This is a genomic window from Conyzicola lurida (assembly GCF_014204935.1).
GTDB lineage: Bacteria > Actinomycetota > Actinomycetes > Actinomycetales > Microbacteriaceae > Conyzicola > Conyzicola lurida.
Window position 1 is genome coordinate 1,357,166 of record NZ_JACHMJ010000001.1, and the last position, 15,932, is coordinate 1,373,097.

The following is a 15,932-nucleotide window of genomic DNA, read 5'->3' on the forward strand; positions in this document are numbered from 1 at the left end:
ATGTCCGATAACGGGGACGTCGTTTCCCTTTCGAGCGGTCTGTCGCACGAGTGTCGCCCAGATTCCTGTCATTAGTATTTGAGCCATGTCTGCATTTACCTCGTGGCCCCGCATTCTCGGCACTCTCGTAGACGGGGAAGATCTCTCGATCGCCGAATCCACGTGGGCGATGCGCCAGGTGATGGCCGGCGAAGCGACGAACGCTCAAATCGCTGGGCTCCTCGTCGCCCTGCGGATCAAGGGCGAAACCGTCGACGAGATCGTCGGATTCCGCGACGCCGTGCTCGAAAACGCCCTGCCGCTCGACGTGGACTCGATGGTTCTCGACATCGTCGGCACCGGGGGAGACCCGTACGGGGCCGTGCTCAACATCTCCTCTGTCGCGTCGGTGATCGCCGCGGCATCCGGCGTGCCCGTCGTCAAGCACGGCAATCGGGGGGCGAGTTCCGCGTCCGGCGCGTCGGACGTTCTCTCGACCCTCGGGCTCAACCTCGCCATCGAACCCGAGCGTGTCGCCGCGGTTCTCGACGAGGTCGGCATCACCTTCGCCTTCGCCGCCAAGTTCCACCAGGGATTCCGGCACGCGGGACCGGTGCGCACCGAGCTCGGCATCTCCACCCTGTTCAACGTGCTCGGCCCGCTCTGCAACCCGGCGCGGCCTGAGGCGTCCGCCGTGGGCGTGGCGCAGCTCGAGCGCGTGCCGCTCGTCGTCGGCGTGTTCCAGACCCGCGGTGCGACCGCGCTCGTCTACCGCGGTGACGACGGGATCGACAAGCTCACCACGACGGGCCACAGCCACATCTGGGAGGTCTCGCTCGGCGCCGTGACCGAGCACGACCTCGACCCGCTCGACCTCGGTATCCCGCGCGCCGACATCCAGTCGCTGCTCGGCTCCGACCCGGTGAACAACGCGGGCGTCATCCGCTCGGTTCTCGCCGGCGACACCGGACCCGTGCGCGACGTCGTGTTGTTGAACGCGGCCGCCGGGCTCGTCTCCTTCGCCCTCGCGCAGGATCCCGACCAGGTGCGCGTGCCGATCGTCGACCGCCTCGCCCAGAAGCTCACCGTGGCGGCCGAAGTCGTCGACTCCGGAGCGGCCGCGGCCAAGCTCGACGCCTGGATCGCGGCGACGAACCGCTAGATCGCGTCGACGTAGTACCAGCGGCGCTTCTCGCGCGTGAACCGGCTGTTCTCGTGCTGCTCGCCCGCCGCCGTACCGTGGCGGTACTTTGCCTTGAACTCGACAGTGCCGTAGGTGTCGAGCATGCTGCCGCGCGTGGTGCGCAGGATGTCGAGGCGGTACCAGCGCTGGTCGGGGTCGAGTTGCAGGGCGCGGGGCTTGGTGTTGGGATGCCACGTGGCGAGCAGATAGCGGACGTTGCCGAGCACATACGCCGAGTACCGCGAGCGCATCAGGCTCTCGGCGGAGGGCGCGAGCGCGTCACCCCGGTGGAACGGTCCGCAGCACGAACCGTAGGTGGCGCCGCTCAGGCAGGGGCAGCGGTCGCCGTCGCCGAGCTTCGGCCAGGGCGAATCGGTACTCATGCGCCCATTATTCCGGGCAACCGGGGAAACTGCGGGTTATGGAGCGTCGCGTTCTCGGTGTGCGTCGCGCGGTGTAACGCGGCGCGTGACCCGGAGCGCGGCACAGTATCGTGACGTCATGCCCTCGCAGCGCCTCGAACTCGGCTTCCTCTCGTTTGTGCCCAACCCCTACGGCGCCGGGGGAGAGGCCCGGGCCCTGAACGACGGGATCCGCCTGTTCGAGCACGCCGAGCAGCTCGGCTTCGACGTCGGCTGGATCCGCGTGCGCCACTTCGAGCAGTTCCCGTCGAGCCCGTTGACCCTGATCTCCGCGGTCGCCCAGCGCACCTCGCGCATCCGGCTCGGCACCGGGGTGATCCCGCTGCGCTACGAGGACCCGATCCGCCTCGCCGAGGACGCGTCGACCGTCGACCTGCTGAGCGGCGGCCGGCTCGAGCTCGGAGTCAGCTCCGGTATCGGCCAGTTCGCCGGCATCCTCGACCCCGTCTTCGGCGAGAGCGAGCGCGGCTTCTCGGGCGAGTCGCAGCACCGGCTTGTGCGGCTGCGCGCCGCCCTCGCCGGGGTGCCGGTGGCGCACAGCGGCCCCGGGTTCATGTCGATCCCCGCGGACACCGACCTCAGGGTGACGCCGGCCGCGCCGGGCCTCGCCGAGCGCGTCTGGTACGGCCCGGGCACTCTGGCGAGCGCCATCCGTACCGGTGAGCAAGGACTGGACATCCACGTCTCGACTCTCAATGCCGAGGAGACGGGGCAGTCGTTCGCGGCGGGCCAGGCCGAGCAGATCCGGGCCTACAAGACGGCGTTCGCCGGCTCGGATGCCGCGGCGGGCCGTACACCGCGGGTGGCAGCCGGCCGCATCGTGCTGCCGTTCCTCACCGCTGCCGACGAAGAGCCGTACGCCGAGTACATCCGCGGGCACAACGACCGGATGCTGCCGGACGGGAGGCCGCACAACGCCGCGATGAAGATGCGCTTCGACCGGATCCACTCGGGCGAACCCGCGCGCATCGTCGACGGCCTGCTCGCCGACGAGGCGGTCGCGGAGATCACCGAGCTCACGATCACCCTGCCCGCGCCCGGCGGCATCGACGCGCACCGTCGCACGCTCGACCTCGTGGCCGAGCACGTGGCGCCCGCGCTCGGGTGGACGCCCGCGGTCTAGTCGGTGTCGGCGGTGCTGGCTAGCATCCCCCTATGGGACGCATACTCTTCGACACCGCGACCACGATCAACGGGTGGATCGCCGACAGCGGCAACTCTCTGGCCTGGCTGTTCGCCGTCGACGGCGGCGAGCATCCCGACGAGGGGCTGTTCCCCACCGGCGTCGGCGCGCAGGTCGAGGGCTCGACGACGTACGAGTGGGTGCTCGCGGAGTCCGACATCCTCAACCACCCCGAGAGGTGGAAGGAATTCCACGGCGACCGGCCGACGTTCGTGTTCACGACCCGGGACCTGCCGGTGCCCGAGGGCGCCGACATCCGGTTCGTCCGCGGCTCGGTCGCCGACGCCCTGCCCGCGATCCGCGAGGCCGCGGGCGACGGCGACATCTGGGTCGTCGGGGGTGGAGACCTGGCCGGTCAGTTCCTGGATGCCGGTGCGCTCGACCGGCTCGCGCTGTCGGTCGCGCCCGTCGCTCTCGACGGGGGAGCGCCGCTGCTCCCGCGTCGCGTCGAGTCCGACCGGCTGACGCTGGTGTCGGCCGAGGCGAAGGGCCAGTTCGCGCGCTTGATCTACGACGTCGTGCCCGCTTCGGACTAGCGAGGGCGTAAAAAAAGGGAGCCACCGGCTCCCTTCCACTCTCAATTTATAGCGCGGTGGGGGCCTTGCCGCAAGACCCCCTGGATGGCCGACAATCGTCGATTGTGACAGTGACTACCAGCGTTTTCGACCTCCCCGACCGGCTCGCCGCCAAACGCGACCCCGTGCTCGTTGCCGCCGACGAGCGGCATTTCGCCGCCATCGAGGCCGCGCTCGAGCGCCAGACCTCGGAACTCTCCGACCAGCTGGATGCGGCCCTGAGGACCGCGGGCGGTCTTGGGCAATCGGCCGTGGAACGGGACCTCGAGGTGCGGCGGCTCGGCTCACGTCTCCGCGCGCTGCGCCGGTTCGGGCTCGACCTCTGCCTCGGCCGCATCGTCGGGGAGGCCGGCGCAGATCCGGTGTATATCGGTCGTCTCAGCCTCACCGACAGCGAGGGCCGGCGGCTCCTCGTCGACTGGCGGGCGCCCGCGGCCGAGCCGTTCTTCGCGGCAACCCACGCCCGGCCGCTCGGACTCGCGAGCCGTCGTCGCTACCGCTGGAAGCGGGGGCGGATCAACGACTACTGGGACGAGGTATTTGGCCCGGACGGTGGGGAGAGCAGCGCCGCACTCGACGACCAGTCGGCGTTCATCGCCAGTCTCGGCAGCAGCCGGTCGTCGAAAATGCGCGACGTGCTGGGCACGATCCAAGCCGATCAGGATGCCATTATCCGCGCCGGGTCGCACGGCGCGCTCGTCGTCGACGGGGGTCCCGGAACGGGGAAGACCGTCGTCGCCCTGCACCGTGCCGCGTACCTGCTCTACGCCGACGCGCGTATTGCCCGTCCCGGACAGAACGTGCTGTTCGTCGGGCCGCACCAGCCCTACCTCGCCTACGTCGCCGACGTTCTGCCGAGCCTGGGGGAGGACGGGGTGCAGACCTGCACGGTGCGCGACCTCGTGCCCGAGGGGAGTGCGGCCGTGGTGGAGAGCGACGACGCCGTCGCCCGGATCAAGGCGTCGGCGGCGATGGTGCGCGCGGTGGAGCGGGCGGTGCGCTACTACGAGCAGCCGCCCGCCGCGGGGATGACCGTCGAGAACGACTGGGTCGACCTCTGGCTCGGACCCGAGCACTGGGCGGAGGCGTTCGAAGCGGTCGAACCCGGCGTTCCGCACAACGAGGCGCGCGACCAAGTCTGGGAGGAACTGCTGTCGATCCTGCTGCGCGACACCGCCGAGGAGGATGTGCCCGAGTCACTTCTGCGCCGGTCGATCGCGCGGAACGACGACCTCCGTGCCGCTTTCGCCCGCGCGTGGCCGCTGCTCGATCCCGCCGGCGTCGTTGCCGACCTGTGGTCCGTTCCCGCCTACCTGGCGAAGTGCGCGCCGTGGCTCGCGCCCGACGAGCTCGCGGCGCTGCACCGTTCCGACCCGCGCGCCTGGACGGACGCCGACCTGCCGCTGCTGGACGCGGCGCGGTCGCGCATCGGCGACCCGGAGGCGTCGCGGCGACGACGCCAGCGCGCGGCGGCGATCGTCGCGGAGCGCGAACAGCGCAACCGGGTCGTCGACGAGCTGATCGCCGCCGAGGTGCACGACGACGGCGAGGGCGTGATGACGATGCTCCGTGTGGACGATCTGCAGAACACCCTCGTCGACGAGGACGCGCTCCCGGCCGCCGACACCGACCTGCTGGCGGGACCCTTCGCGCACGTCGTGGTCGACGAGGCGCAGGAACTGACCGACGCGGAATGGCAGATGCTGCTGGCGCGCTGCCCGTCCCGCAGCTTCACGATCGTCGGCGACAGGGCCCAGGCCCGCCGCGGGGTCGCCGAGTCCTGGCGGGAACGCCTGGAACGGGTCGGACTCGGCAGCGTCACGGAGGCGTCGCTGACCGTCAACTACCGCACGCCGGCCGAGGTGATGGCCGAGGCGGAGCCGGTGATCAGGCGCGCGCTGCCCGATGCCAACGTGCCCGCTGCCATCCGGCGGAGCGGTGTGCCCGTCATCCACGATTCTGTCTCGCGGCTGACGGCGATCGTCGACGACTGGCTCGCCACCAACGCCGACGGAGTGGCCTGCGTTATCGGCGACCCGTCGTTCCCGGGCACGGCGAGGGTGCGGTCGCTGGCGCCGGAGCTGACGAAGGGCCTCGAGTTCGACCTCGTGGTGCTCGTCGCCCCCGAGTCGTTCGGCGACGGCGACACGGACGGCGACGGCATCGGGGGAGCGGTGGACCGGTACGTCGCCATGACGCGGGCGACGCGGCAACTGGTGATCCTGACGGGCCCGTGACCCCGCGAGTTGCGGAAGGTCAGCCCGCGGCGGCCGCCAGCGCCTTCCGGGCGCGGGTCAGCGACGAGCCGAGGCCCCAGGTCTCCGCGAGTTCGTCGAGGGCGGCCGCGTCGTCGTCGGGGATCGCCGTGATGCGGCCGTCGTAGTCGCCGACGTCCAGGTCGCGCGCGACCTCGACGACCCGCGTCGCCACACCGAGGTAGTCGCTGGCGGCGGTCAGCTTGGAGCGGACGGCGGCGCCCATGGCGACCTCCGGGTCCGCCGCGGCGGCGACGATGCCGTCGAGCGAGCCGAAGTCCCTCAGCAGGCCCACCGCGGTCTTCTCGCCGACTCCCGCGACTCCGGGGAGGCCGTCGGAGGGGTCGCCGCGCATCACGGCGAAGTCGACGTACTGGGCGGGGGAGACCCCGTACTTCTCCTCGACCGCGGCATCGGTGAGCAGCTCCAGGTTCGACATGCCCCGACCCGTGTAGATCACCCGCACGGAGCGGGAGTCGTCGACGAGCTGGAAGAGATCCCGGTCGCCGGTGACGATGTCCACCGGCATCCTCGATCGGGTCGCCAGGGTGCCGATCACATCGTCGGCCTCGTAGCCGGGCACCCCGACAACCGGGATACCGAGCCGGGTCAGCACCTCGCGGATGACCGGCACCTGCTGCTGCAGCTGGTCGGGAACGGCCTCGACAGAACCGGCGTCGGTCTCGTGGTCGACGCGGTGGGCCTTGTACGACGGGATCAGGTCGACGCGCCACTGCGGACGCCAGTCGTCGTCCCAGCAGGCCACGAGATCGGACGGCGCGAACTCGCCGACGAGTTTCGCGATCATGTCGAGGAGTCCTCGAATAGCATTCACCGGCTCGCCGTCGGGGGAGCGCACGGTATCCGGCACGCCGTGGAAGGCGCGGAAGTAGAGCGAGGCGGTGTCGAGCAGCATTCTGCGGTGTTCGGTCACGGGGGAATCGTAGCCCCGATGTCGTACGCCCGGGCGGCGCGGCGGCTATGGGGCGTCGGGATGCTCGCTGTGGTCGGCGACGTCGGGCTCGGCGCGCAACGCGTCGGCGATTTCTTCCTCGGGGCGCGGTGCGACCGTCTGGTCGTCTTCGAGCTCCGGCACGGTCGGCTCGTCGGGTGCGGGGATGTGCTCGTGGTGGGCGTGGTCGGTCTGGTCGGGCACGGCGGTTCCTTCGGTCGGTGGACACTGCCAGCGTAGGCCGCCGGGGAGCGTCATCCACATCACTTGACATAATGTGCATTATCAGCGCTCATGGGAGATCCCGAGAGGGGCCGCCAGCTGGCGAGATTGTGCGGTTGTCGAAGCAGGTTGAGCGCACGAACTGACCGGCTGGCGCGAATCCGAATCATGATGTCGCATCAGCCGGCCAGTCAGAAACGGCGGGTGTTACTCGGCGTCGAGATCCGTCTCGAGCAGCGTCACGAGCTGTTCCAGCGCGTCGTCGGCACCGTCGCCCTCGGCGGCCAGCGTCACGACGTCGCCGTGCGACGCGCCCAGCGCCAACAGCGACAGGATGCTGCCGGCGTTCAGCGGCGTGCCGCCGGCCTTGCGGATCGTGACGGTCACCGGCAGCTTGCTGGCGGCCTCGACGAAGATCGACGCGGGCCGGGCGTGCAGGCCGACCCGGCTGGCGATCGTTGCTTCGCGTTCTGGCATAACTGTTCTCCTTCGAATCGGTTGGTGCGGACTACGCGGCGACCGCGACGGCCTCGAGCTCGGCCTCGCGCTCCTCGAGCGGCTTGCGGGCCACCCAGCGCTTGAGTGCCACGACGATGAGCGCCGAGACGACGGTACCGGCCGCGATAGCGGCGATGAACATGCCCAGGTTGCCGATCGCGAAGAAAACGAAGATTCCTCCGTGCGGGGCCTGCGAGGTGACGCCGGCACCCATCGAGATGGCACCGGTGAGCGCTCCCCCGACGATTCCGGCCGGGATGACGCGCAGCGGGTCGGCGGCGGCGAACGGGATCGCTCCCTCGGAGATGAACGCGGCACCGAGCAGCCAGGCCGCCTTGCCGTTCTCCTGCTCGGCCGGGCTGAACAGCCGGCGCGCGAGCACCGTGCTGGCGAGTGCCATCGCGAGCGGCGGCACCATTCCGGCGGCCATCACGGCGGCCATGATCTGCCACGGCGCCTGGTTGTCGATGCTGCCGGCGCCGAGCCCGGCGACCGCGAAGGCGTAGGCGACCTTGTTGACCGGTCCGCCGAGGTCGATGGCCATCATGGTGCCGAGGATGATGCCGAGGATCACGGCCGAGACACCGGTGAGCGACGACAGCCAGTCGTTGAGGCTGGTCTGCAGCCAGGCGATCGGGCCGCCGAGCACGAGGATCATCAGACCGGACGCCACGATCGAGGCGCCGAGCGGGATGATCACCACGGGCATCAGGCCGCGCAGCCAGCGCGGCACGTCGAGACGCCCGATCGCGTAGGCAACACCGCCGGCGAGCAGGCCGCCGACCAGACCGCCGATGAACCCGGCGCCCATCAGTAGCGCGACGGCACCCGCGGTGAATCCGGGCGCGATACCCGGCCGGTCGGCGATCGCGTAGGCGATGTAGCCGGCGAGGGCGGGAACAAGGAAGCCCATCGACGCGCCGCCGATCATAAACGCGACGGCGCCGAGGTAGGTGCCCAGTCCCCCGTCGGGCAGGTTCCACAGGCTGTTCTCGAGGATGATGCTGCCCGCGTCGTCGGTGATCTTGTACCCGCCGAGCAGGAACCCGAGGGCGATCAGCAGACCGCCGCCCGCGACGAACGGGATCATGTAGCTCACACCGGTGAGCAGCCAGCGCTTGAGTTTGAGGCCGAAGTTCTCGTTGTCGGTGCCGGTCGCGGCCGCGGCCGCCGCTCCCCCGCCCTGCACGCGCGTCGCGTTCGGGTTCGTCGAGGCGGCGACCGCCTCCGCGATCATGCGGTCGGGCTCGTCGATGCCGCGCTTGACCGGCGACTGCACGACGGGCTTGCCGGCGAACCGGCCCTTGTCGCGCACGTCGACGTCGACCGCGAAGATGACCGCGGACGCCTGGGCGATGATCGCCGGGTCGAGCGGCTTCGCGCCCGAGGAACCCTGCGTCTCGACGTGCAGCGTGACGCCGGCGCGCTTCGCGGCCGCGGCCAGCGAGTCGGCCGCCATGTAGGTGTGCGCGATGCCCGTGGGGCACGCCGTGACGGCGACCAGAACGGGGGCGTCGGATGGCGCGGCCGGGGCGGCGGCCGGCGCGGGTGAGGCTTTCGGAAACTCGTCGAGCGCGTCATCCACGAGGTCGACGATGTCCTGCCGAGTTGACGCGGCCCGCAGGGCGGCGACGAATTCGGGCTTGATCAGCGACCGGGCCAGCGTGGAGAGCAGCGCGAGGTGCGCCTGGTCGGCACCGGCCGGGGCGGCGATGAAGAAGATCAGGTCGGCCGGTCCGTCGGCGGATCCGAAGTCGACGCCCGGGGTGGGCCGCGCCATGGCGAGTGTGGGCTCAAGCACGGCGGCCGACCGGCAATGCGGGATCGCCAGGCCGCCGGGGATTCCCGTGTCGGTCTTCGATTCGCGGTCCCACGCGTCGGCGAACAGCGCGTCCGCGTCGGTCGCGCGGCCGGTGGCGGTGATCTTCTCGGCGAGGAACCGGATCGCCTGCCTTTTGTCGGTGCCGATGGACTCGTCGAGGAAGACGGTGTCCACGGTGATGAGAGACGACATTGTTTTCTCCTTGGGCTGGTGGTGCTTATGGTGCGAGGGCGGTGACCGAGACGAGTTCTGGGCTCGAATCGGCGGTGGTCGGCATGGTGCTGCCGGGGAGGGATGCCGCGGCAGCACCGTGCGCGACCGCTTGGGCGAGGCGCTGCCGGGGAGCATCGCCGCGGCGGGCGGCGACGAGGTAGCCGGCGAGCGACGAGTCGCCCGCGCCGACCGTGCTTTTCACGACGATCGGCGGCATCGTGGCGTGCCAGCCGCCGTCGGCGGTGGCGAGCACCGCCCCCTGGGCTCCGAGCGTGGCGAGCACCGAGGCGCATCCCGACGCGACGAGCCCCGACGCCGCGGTCCAGGCGGCGCGCGGGTCGGCCTCGAAGGCGGCCTCGCTCCCCTGCCCGGTCAGCTCGGCGAGCTCCTCGGCGTTCGGCTTGATCAGGTCGACGCCGACACCCGACGCCACGAGGGCGGCGAGCGGCTCGCCCGACGAATCGACGGCGATCAGCGGACCGCCCGCGGGTGAGACGGCGCGCACGGCGCGGACGACGCGCGCGTAGAAGTCGACGGGCAGGCCGGGCGGCAGCGAGCCGGCGAGCACGAGCCACTCGGCCCGGCGCGACGACGCGACGATCGCGTCGAGCAGGGCGCGTTCGTCGGACTCCCCCAGCGTCGGCCCCGGTTCGTTGATCTTCGTCGTGGTGCCGTCGGGCTCGGTGAGCGTGATGTTGGAGCGGATGCGTTCGGCGATCGGCACGCTGGTGGTCGGGATGCCGGCCGCGCGCAGTGCGACGATCATCGGGTCGGAGGGGTCGCCCGGCAGGATCGCGAGTGTGTCGAGCCCTGAAGCGAGTAGCGCGCGCGAGACGTTGACGCCCTTGCCGCCCGGCTGTTCGGCCGTGGCGGTGGCGCGCTGCACTTCTCCGCGGGCGAGCGGCGCGCCGAGTTCGATCGTGCGGTCGAGACTGGGGTTGGCCGTGACGGTGACGATCATGCGACCAGGACCTCCACTTCTGCGGTCTCGAGAGCTGTGCGGAGGTCGTCCGCGGGGTGCTCGTCGGTGATGAGGGTGTCGAGGTCGTCGAGCTGGGCGAACCGCACGAGTGCCTCCTCGCCGAGCTTCGAGGCGTCGACGAGAGCGACGGCCCGGCGGGACCCGCGGGTGAGCGCGGTCTTGACCGCTGCCTCGTCGTCGTCGGGCGTGCTGAGGCCGAAGTCCGCGTGGACGCCGTTGGCGCCGATGAACGCGACGTCGGGGCGGATGCGCGCGAGCTGGGCGAGGGTCGAAGCCCCGACGGCGGCGCCCGTCACGCCGCGCAGCCGGCCGCCGAGCAGCTGCACCTCGACGTGCGGGTTCACGGCCACGGCGGCCGCCACGGCGATCGAGTGGGTGATGACGACGAGCGACTGCTCGGGGGATTCGGGGGTCCAGCGCGCGATGCGGTCGGCGAGCAGCGCCGTCGTGGTGCCGGCGTCCAGTGCGACCGCTCCGCGGAACGTCGGGGGCAGCAGCTTCATGGCCCGGTCGGCGATCGCGGCCTTCGCGCGGGCGTTGATGTCGACGCGTTGGGCGATGCTCTTCTCGGCGCGGCTGGACTTGGAGAGCATGACCGCTCCCCCGTGCACACGACGGATCGTGCCGCGCTCTTCGAGCTGCGCGAGATCGCGGCGGATGGTCTCGGTGGTGACGTTGAACGATTTGGCCAGGTCGACGACCGCGGCACGGCCCTGGGCGAGCACGATGCGTTCGACCTCGAATTGCCGTTCGTCCGCGTACATTGCCTGACCTGTCCCCTTCGACATCCGGCGTTTCGCCGGGCTTGGATACAGACGATACAACTCGAATCCAGATAATGCAACAGAAAAACAAGCAAAACCACATCCCGAGCAATGCCGGGTGCGAGTTCGCCGATCCGGCCGCCCGCCCCGTAGGGTCGAGAGGGACCATCACGAATCTCGCTCATCTCGGAGGATACGAATGCGTTCACTCACCGGTCTCGGCATCGCGTCGCTCGCGGCACTCTCACTCGCCGGCTGCGTCGCCTCCCCGGCGCCGACCGCGTCCCCCACCGTCATCCCGTCGGCAAGTTCGACCCCGCAGGCCGACCCGGCCGACCCGGCCACCTGGGTCATCAGCATCGAGGGCGTCGGACCCGTCGAGTTCGGCGCACCCGTCGCCGAAGAGACGGCGGATCTCGTCGCGGCCTACGCCGACGTCTCGGACCTCGAGGCGTGCAGCACCCTGATGTTCGAGGCCGAGGGCTCGCCCACGATCTGGCTGGCACCCGACCTCGACGGGTTCGTCAGCGCCATCCTCGTCACAGCAGAGACCGCCGACGGCGACGTCTCCGCCGGCTCGCCGCGCACCGAGGAGGGCATCGGCATCGGGTCCACGCGGGACGAGCTGTTCGAGGCCTACCCGGTCGTGGTCGACGCCGTGCAGGACGACGTCGGGTACGACACCTACTCCGTCGAGGAGTTCGAGGGCCGGTGGGTGCACTTCGACGTCGGACCGGACGACACGGTCATCGACATCGTCGTGAACGCGGCCGACGCGCCGCCGTACGAGTTCTGCGGCTAGGGCGTACCCGCGAGGAACAGCTCCAGCGCCTCGACCACGAGCGCGTGGTCGTCGGCCTGCGCCAGTCCCGACACCGTCACGGTGCCGACGATCCCGACGTCGCGGATGGCGATCGGGAAGCACCCGCCGTGCGCGGCGTACAGCGCCAGCGGCAGTCCGGTCGCCTCGTTGAAGTCCTTGCCCTGCTCCTTGAACTTTCGTCCGATAAGGAACGAGCTCGCCCCGAAACGGCGGACGGTGCGCGTCTTGCGCGCCACCCAGTCGTCGTTGTCCGCGGTCGTTCCGGCGAGGGCGGCGTGGAAGACCTGCTGCTCGCCCTTGGTCACGTCCACCGTGATGGTCAGCGACCGCTCGGTGCCGAACCGCACGAGCAGCAGTCCGAGCTGCAGCGCGTCGTCGTGGGTGAAGCGTTCGAATTGCAGGCGATCCTCCTGCGCGGTGATCTCCGCGATCTGGGCCGGGTAGTCCTCGGTCACTGCGTCTCCTTCGATGCCAGCGTGCGACGCACGAGCTCGACGAGCTCGGCGGGTTCGAATCTGTCCTGGGTCGCCTCGAGCTCGTCGAGACTCCACCAGCGGAGCTCGAAGACCTCGACCTTCTCGTCGTCGGTCCAGTTGTCGCTGGATGGCGCGAACCGGTCCACCACGGCGGTGTAGAACTCCGCGTGGCCGGTGTCGTGGTCGGCCGAATCCCACGCGACGTCGAAGTCGTGCGCCCAGACCGGCGACCCGAGGGGTACGCCGGTGAGGCCGGTTTCCTCGAACAGCTCACGGTAGGCGGCCGCTTCGTGGTCCTCCCCCGGGTCGACTCCCCCGCCCGGCGTGAGCCAGCGGGACACGCCGCTCGCGTCCGGCGCGAGCGTCAGAAAGAGGAGGAACCGGTCGTCACGGTCGAACAGCAGCACCCTCGAGGTGAGCCTGTGGTGGTGGAGGTTGGCCACGAAGTCGACCTAGCCGGCGGCCAGGAAGTCGGCGACGTCCCCGACGTAGCGGGTGTTGTTCTCGGGCACCGGCTCGACGGCGGCGAGGGTGACCTCGGCGGCGAACTCGTTGACGTTGTACAGGCGGCCGGCGGCTTCCTTGCGCTGGCCGATGGCGCCGGGGTTGGCACGCTCGAGCAGGGTCGCCGTGATGGTGCCCTCGATCATGTCGCCGGAGACGACGACGAACTCGATGCCGCGTTCGGCGAGCTCGGGGATCATGTCGCGAAGCGCGTCTTCGCCGGCGCGCTTGCTCAGCGCGACCGGGACGTACTCCGGCATGGTCTCGACGGTCTTGATGAAGTGCGCCTGGTGGCTGGTGACGAACACGACGCGCGCTCCGTCGGAGAGCAGGGGCAGCGCCGTCTTCAGCAGGGTGACCTGCGCGTCGCGGTTGAGCTGCATGGCGTAGTCCTCGGCCATACCGCTCTCCATGCCGCCCGACGCGTTCATCACGAGGATGTCGAGGCCGCCGAGTTCGGTCTCGATGGTGTCGAAGAGACGAGTGACGGATGCCGCGTCCGTGAGGTCGGCGCCCACGGCGATGGCCGATCCGCCGTCCGCCTCGATCGCGGCCACGAGTTTGAGCGCCCGTGCCTCCTTGTTGCGGAAGTTGACGACGACCTGCGCGCCCGCTCCGGCGAGGTTCGCGACCGTGTCGGCGCCGATGCCCCGCGATGATCCGGTGACGAGGGCGCGCTTTCCGGTCAGGGTGCCGGGCTGAACTGGGTTGCTATTTGCTGAGGTGCTCACAGCGAATCAGACTACCAACAGCCCGCCGCGCACGTGCCCGTGCTAGGTTCGGAAAGTCACCGACACGCGAGGAGTGCCGACCAATGCTGATTGAATTCTTGATGGATTACGCGTGGGTCGTGTGGGTGTCGCTCATTCTGATTTTCCTCGTCATCGAGGTCTTCACCCTCGATTTCACCTTCCTGATGCTCGCCCTCGGCAGCGTCGCCGGTCTGGCGTCGAGTTTTACTCCGCTGAATTTCTGGGTGCAGATCGTCATCGCGGCCGTGGTCGCCGTCGCCCTGATCTTCGCCGTGCGGCCCCCGCTGTTGCGCCGCCTCGGCCGCGGAGCGGATCCCACCCTGAGCAACGTCGAGGCCCTGCTGGGCAAGCCCGGCACCGTCGCCACCGACTTCGTCGCGGGAAACGGCTACGTGAAGCTGTCGAACGGCGAGACCTGGACGGCGCGCGTCGTCGACCACTCCACCCATCCGCTTGCCACCGGCGACCGCGTGGTCGTCATCTCCATCGATGGGGCGACCGCCGTGGTCGCACCCGCTGAAAGGACCGCCCTGTGACATCCGGTGAAATCTTCGGGCAGATCCTGCTCGTGCTGTTCCTGCTCGTCGTCGTCATCTTCGTGTTGGTCGTCCTGTTCCGGTCGATCCGGATCATCCCGCAGGCCAACGCGGGGGTCGTCGAGCGGCTCGGCAAGTACCACAAGACACTCATGCCGGGGCTCAACATCCTCGTCCCGTTCATCGACCGCCTGCGGCCGCTGATCGACATGCGCGAGCAGGTCGTCTCCTTCCCGCCGCAGCCCGTCATCACCGAGGACAACCTCGTCGTCTCGATCGACACCGTCGTCTTCTTCCAGGTCACCGACGCCCGTGCCGCGACCTACGAGATCGCCAACTACCTCGGCGCCGTCGAGCAGCTCACCACCACGACGCTGCGTAACGTCGTCGGTAGCCTCAACCTCGAAGAGGCGCTCACCAGCCGCGACAACATCAACGGCCAGCTGCGTGTCGTTCTCGACGAGACCACCGGCAAGTGGGGCGTCCGCGTCGGACGTGTCGAGCTCAAGGCGATCGACCCGCCCCTCTCCATCCAGGACTCGATGGAGAAGCAGATGCGAGCCGAGCGGGACCGTCGCGCGCAGATCCTCACCGCCGAGGGCACCAAGCAGGCCGCGATCCTCCAGGCCGAGGGTTCGCGCCAGGCGTCGATCCTCGAGGCCGAGGGCGAGGCGCAGGCCGCCGTCCTCCGGGCCAACGGTGAAGCGCAGGCCATCGAGACGGTGTTCGGTGCCATCCACGCGGGCGACCCCGACTCGAAGCTGCTCGCGTACCAGTACCTGCAGATGCTCCCGAAGATCGCCGAGGGCGAGTCGAACAAGCTCTGGATCATCCCCACCGAGCTGACCGAGGCGCTCAAGGGAATCACGTCGGGCTTTATGTCCGGCCGTGGCCCCGACACCACCGGCGCGACCCCGTTCACGCCGCCCACCGCACCGCGGGCGTAGTCCGGGAGCACCGGCAATTACGACGTACCTCACGCCCGCTCCCCCGCGGGTGCTCGCCCACCGGGGTCTCGCTCTCGAGGCCCCGGAGAACACCCTGCTCGCCTTTCTCGCGGCGGTCGGACTCGGCATCGACCACGTCGAGACCGACGTGCACGCGTCGAAAGACGGCGTCGCGGTCATCAGCCACGACCCCGACCTGAGGCGCGTCGCCGGCGTCGACGGCAGGGTGGGCGACCTCTCGCTCGCGCGGCTGCAGAAGGTCGACCTGGGTAGAGACCAGACCTTCTGCACTCTCGCCGAGGCGCTCGACGCCTTCCCCGACGCCCGCTTCAACATCGATATCAAATCCGCGGATGCCGTGGGCCCGACTGTCCGCGCCATCCGCGACCTCCGCGCGGTCGACCGGGTGCTCGTCACTTCGTTCAGCGAGAGCCGCCGCCGCGCGGCCGTGCGCGAACTGCCGGGCGTCGCGACATCCGCCTCGTCATCGGTCTTTGCCGCGGCTCTCGTCGCCGGCAAGCTGCGGGCCGCTCCCCTGCTGCGCGCCGCGCTACGCGGGGTCGACGCCGTGCAGATCCCCGAAAGCTATCGGGGCGTGTCGATCGTCACCGAACGCATGGTGGAGCTGCTGCACTCCGCTAAGGTCGAGGTGCACGTCTGGACCGTCAACGACGCTCCGGCCATGCACCGGCTCCTCGATATCGGGGTAGACGGCATCGTCACGGATCGCGCCGACATCGCACTCGGCGTCCTGACCACCCGCGCGCGATAGCGCTTCACGCCTCATCCGGCGTGCGCCGATCGAAGCTGTGACTGTCCTGTGAATGGCCCCCGTTCAGGGATC

At 70.0% G+C, this 15,932-nt stretch carries 18 protein-coding genes; 8 read left to right on the top strand and 10 right to left on the bottom strand.

Going from position 1 to position 15,932, the window contains the following annotated elements; genetic code table 11:
- Positions 1–85 precede the first annotated feature (85 nt).
- Entirely contained in the window at positions 86–1,141 is a 1,056-nt protein-coding gene (trpD, locus tag HD599_RS06530; RefSeq protein WP_184234938.1) for an anthranilate phosphoribosyltransferase, read from the top strand.
- On the opposite strand, the gene HD599_RS06535 is transcribed toward trpD, so the two are convergent.
- Complete coding sequence (locus HD599_RS06535) at positions 1,138–1,545, bottom strand: YchJ family protein (RefSeq protein WP_184234941.1); 408 nt, start codon at positions 1,543–1,545, stop codon at positions 1,138–1,140. The genes trpD and HD599_RS06535 overlap by 4 nt on opposite strands.
- 118 nt (positions 1,546–1,663) lie before the next feature.
- Between HD599_RS06535 and HD599_RS06540 the strand changes: the two genes are divergently transcribed.
- The 3 genes from HD599_RS06540 to helR all read left to right on the top strand — a co-directional run bounded on the left by HD599_RS06540 (position 1,664) and on the right by helR (position 5,579).
- Positions 1,664–2,707: an LLM class flavin-dependent oxidoreductase gene (locus tag HD599_RS06540; RefSeq protein ID WP_184234944.1), complete on the top strand. Its 1,044-nt coding sequence runs from the start codon at positions 1,664–1,666 to the stop codon at positions 2,705–2,707.
- A gap of 32 nt (positions 2,708–2,739) precedes the next feature.
- A complete protein-coding gene (locus HD599_RS06545) occupies positions 2,740–3,303 on the top strand; it encodes a dihydrofolate reductase family protein (RefSeq protein ID WP_184234947.1) in 564 nt (187 codons plus the stop codon).
- A gap of 101 nt (positions 3,304–3,404) precedes the next feature.
- The gene (gene helR, locus HD599_RS06550; protein WP_184240404.1) at positions 3,405–5,579 is read left to right on the top strand and encodes an RNA polymerase recycling motor ATPase HelR; all 2,175 of its coding nucleotides are present in this window, start codon (positions 3,405–3,407) and stop codon (positions 5,577–5,579) included.
- Positions 5,580–5,598: 19 nt separating this feature from the next.
- Here helR and HD599_RS06555 read toward each other — a convergent pair whose 3' ends face one another.
- The 6 genes from HD599_RS06555 to HD599_RS06580 all read right to left on the bottom strand — a co-directional run bounded on the left by HD599_RS06555 (position 5,599) and on the right by HD599_RS06580 (position 11,050).
- Complete coding sequence (locus HD599_RS06555; protein WP_184240406.1) at positions 5,599–6,513, bottom strand: 5'-3' exonuclease; 915 nt, start codon at positions 6,511–6,513, stop codon at positions 5,599–5,601.
- 63 nt (positions 6,514–6,576) lie between these two features.
- Complete coding sequence (locus tag HD599_RS06560; RefSeq protein WP_184234950.1) at positions 6,577–6,753, bottom strand: hypothetical protein; 177 nt, start codon at positions 6,751–6,753, stop codon at positions 6,577–6,579.
- A 225-nt stretch (positions 6,754–6,978) separates the two neighbouring features.
- On the bottom strand, positions 6,979–7,248 hold the full coding sequence (locus HD599_RS06565) for an HPr family phosphocarrier protein (protein ID WP_184234953.1): 270 nt from the start codon (positions 7,246–7,248) through the stop codon (positions 6,979–6,981).
- 31 nt (positions 7,249–7,279) lie between these two features.
- Entirely contained in the window at positions 7,280–9,283 is a 2,004-nt protein-coding gene (locus tag HD599_RS06570) for a PTS fructose transporter subunit IIABC (protein WP_184234955.1), read from the bottom strand.
- 25 nt (positions 9,284–9,308) lie between these two features.
- Positions 9,309–10,265, bottom strand: coding sequence for a 1-phosphofructokinase family hexose kinase (locus tag HD599_RS06575; RefSeq protein WP_184234958.1), 957 nt, complete (start codon positions 10,263–10,265; stop codon positions 9,309–9,311).
- Positions 10,262–11,050 (bottom strand): DeoR/GlpR family DNA-binding transcription regulator, encoded by a 789-nt coding sequence (locus HD599_RS06580; protein WP_184234961.1) that lies wholly within the window; start codon positions 11,048–11,050, stop codon positions 10,262–10,264. The genes HD599_RS06575 and HD599_RS06580 overlap by 4 nt, the downstream gene beginning before the upstream one ends.
- Before the next feature lie 199 nt (positions 11,051–11,249).
- On the opposite strand from HD599_RS06580, the gene HD599_RS06585 reads away from it, so the two are divergent.
- Positions 11,250–11,852 (top strand): hypothetical protein, encoded by a 603-nt coding sequence (locus HD599_RS06585; RefSeq protein ID WP_184234964.1) that lies wholly within the window; start codon positions 11,250–11,252, stop codon positions 11,850–11,852.
- Here HD599_RS06585 and HD599_RS06590 read toward each other — a convergent pair.
- Genes HD599_RS06590 through HD599_RS06600 form a run of 3 tightly spaced genes read right to left on the bottom strand, consistent with a single transcriptional unit; the run spans position 11,849 to position 13,584 of the window.
- On the bottom strand, positions 11,849–12,328 hold the full coding sequence (locus HD599_RS06590; RefSeq protein WP_184234966.1) for a heme-degrading domain-containing protein: 480 nt from the start codon (positions 12,326–12,328) through the stop codon (positions 11,849–11,851). The genes HD599_RS06585 and HD599_RS06590 overlap by 4 nt on opposite strands.
- Positions 12,325–12,792 carry an NUDIX domain-containing protein gene (locus tag HD599_RS06595; RefSeq protein ID WP_184234968.1) on the bottom strand — a complete coding sequence of 156 codons (468 nt, stop codon included), beginning with the start codon at positions 12,790–12,792 and terminating at the stop codon, positions 12,325–12,327. The genes HD599_RS06590 and HD599_RS06595 overlap by 4 nt, the downstream gene beginning before the upstream one ends.
- 9 nt (positions 12,793–12,801) lie before the next feature.
- Positions 12,802–13,584: an SDR family oxidoreductase gene (locus HD599_RS06600; protein ID WP_184234970.1), complete on the bottom strand. Its 783-nt coding sequence runs from the start codon at positions 13,582–13,584 to the stop codon at positions 12,802–12,804.
- A gap of 83 nt (positions 13,585–13,667) precedes the next feature.
- Between HD599_RS06600 and HD599_RS06605 the strand changes: the two genes are divergently transcribed.
- From HD599_RS06605 to HD599_RS06615, 3 genes are read left to right on the top strand one after another with little or no spacing between them, the layout of a single operon-like run.
- Positions 13,668–14,141: an NfeD family protein gene (locus HD599_RS06605; RefSeq protein WP_246376115.1), complete on the top strand. Its 474-nt coding sequence runs from the start codon at positions 13,668–13,670 to the stop codon at positions 14,139–14,141.
- Positions 14,138–15,088 carry an SPFH domain-containing protein gene (locus HD599_RS06610; protein ID WP_184234972.1) on the top strand — a complete coding sequence of 317 codons (951 nt, stop codon included), beginning with the start codon at positions 14,138–14,140 and terminating at the stop codon, positions 15,086–15,088. The genes HD599_RS06605 and HD599_RS06610 overlap by 4 nt, the downstream gene beginning before the upstream one ends.
- A gap of 49 nt (positions 15,089–15,137) precedes the next feature.
- A complete protein-coding gene (locus HD599_RS06615; RefSeq protein ID WP_343061932.1) occupies positions 15,138–15,860 on the top strand; it encodes a glycerophosphodiester phosphodiesterase family protein in 723 nt (240 codons plus the stop codon).
- Positions 15,861–15,932: the final 72 nt, after the last annotated feature.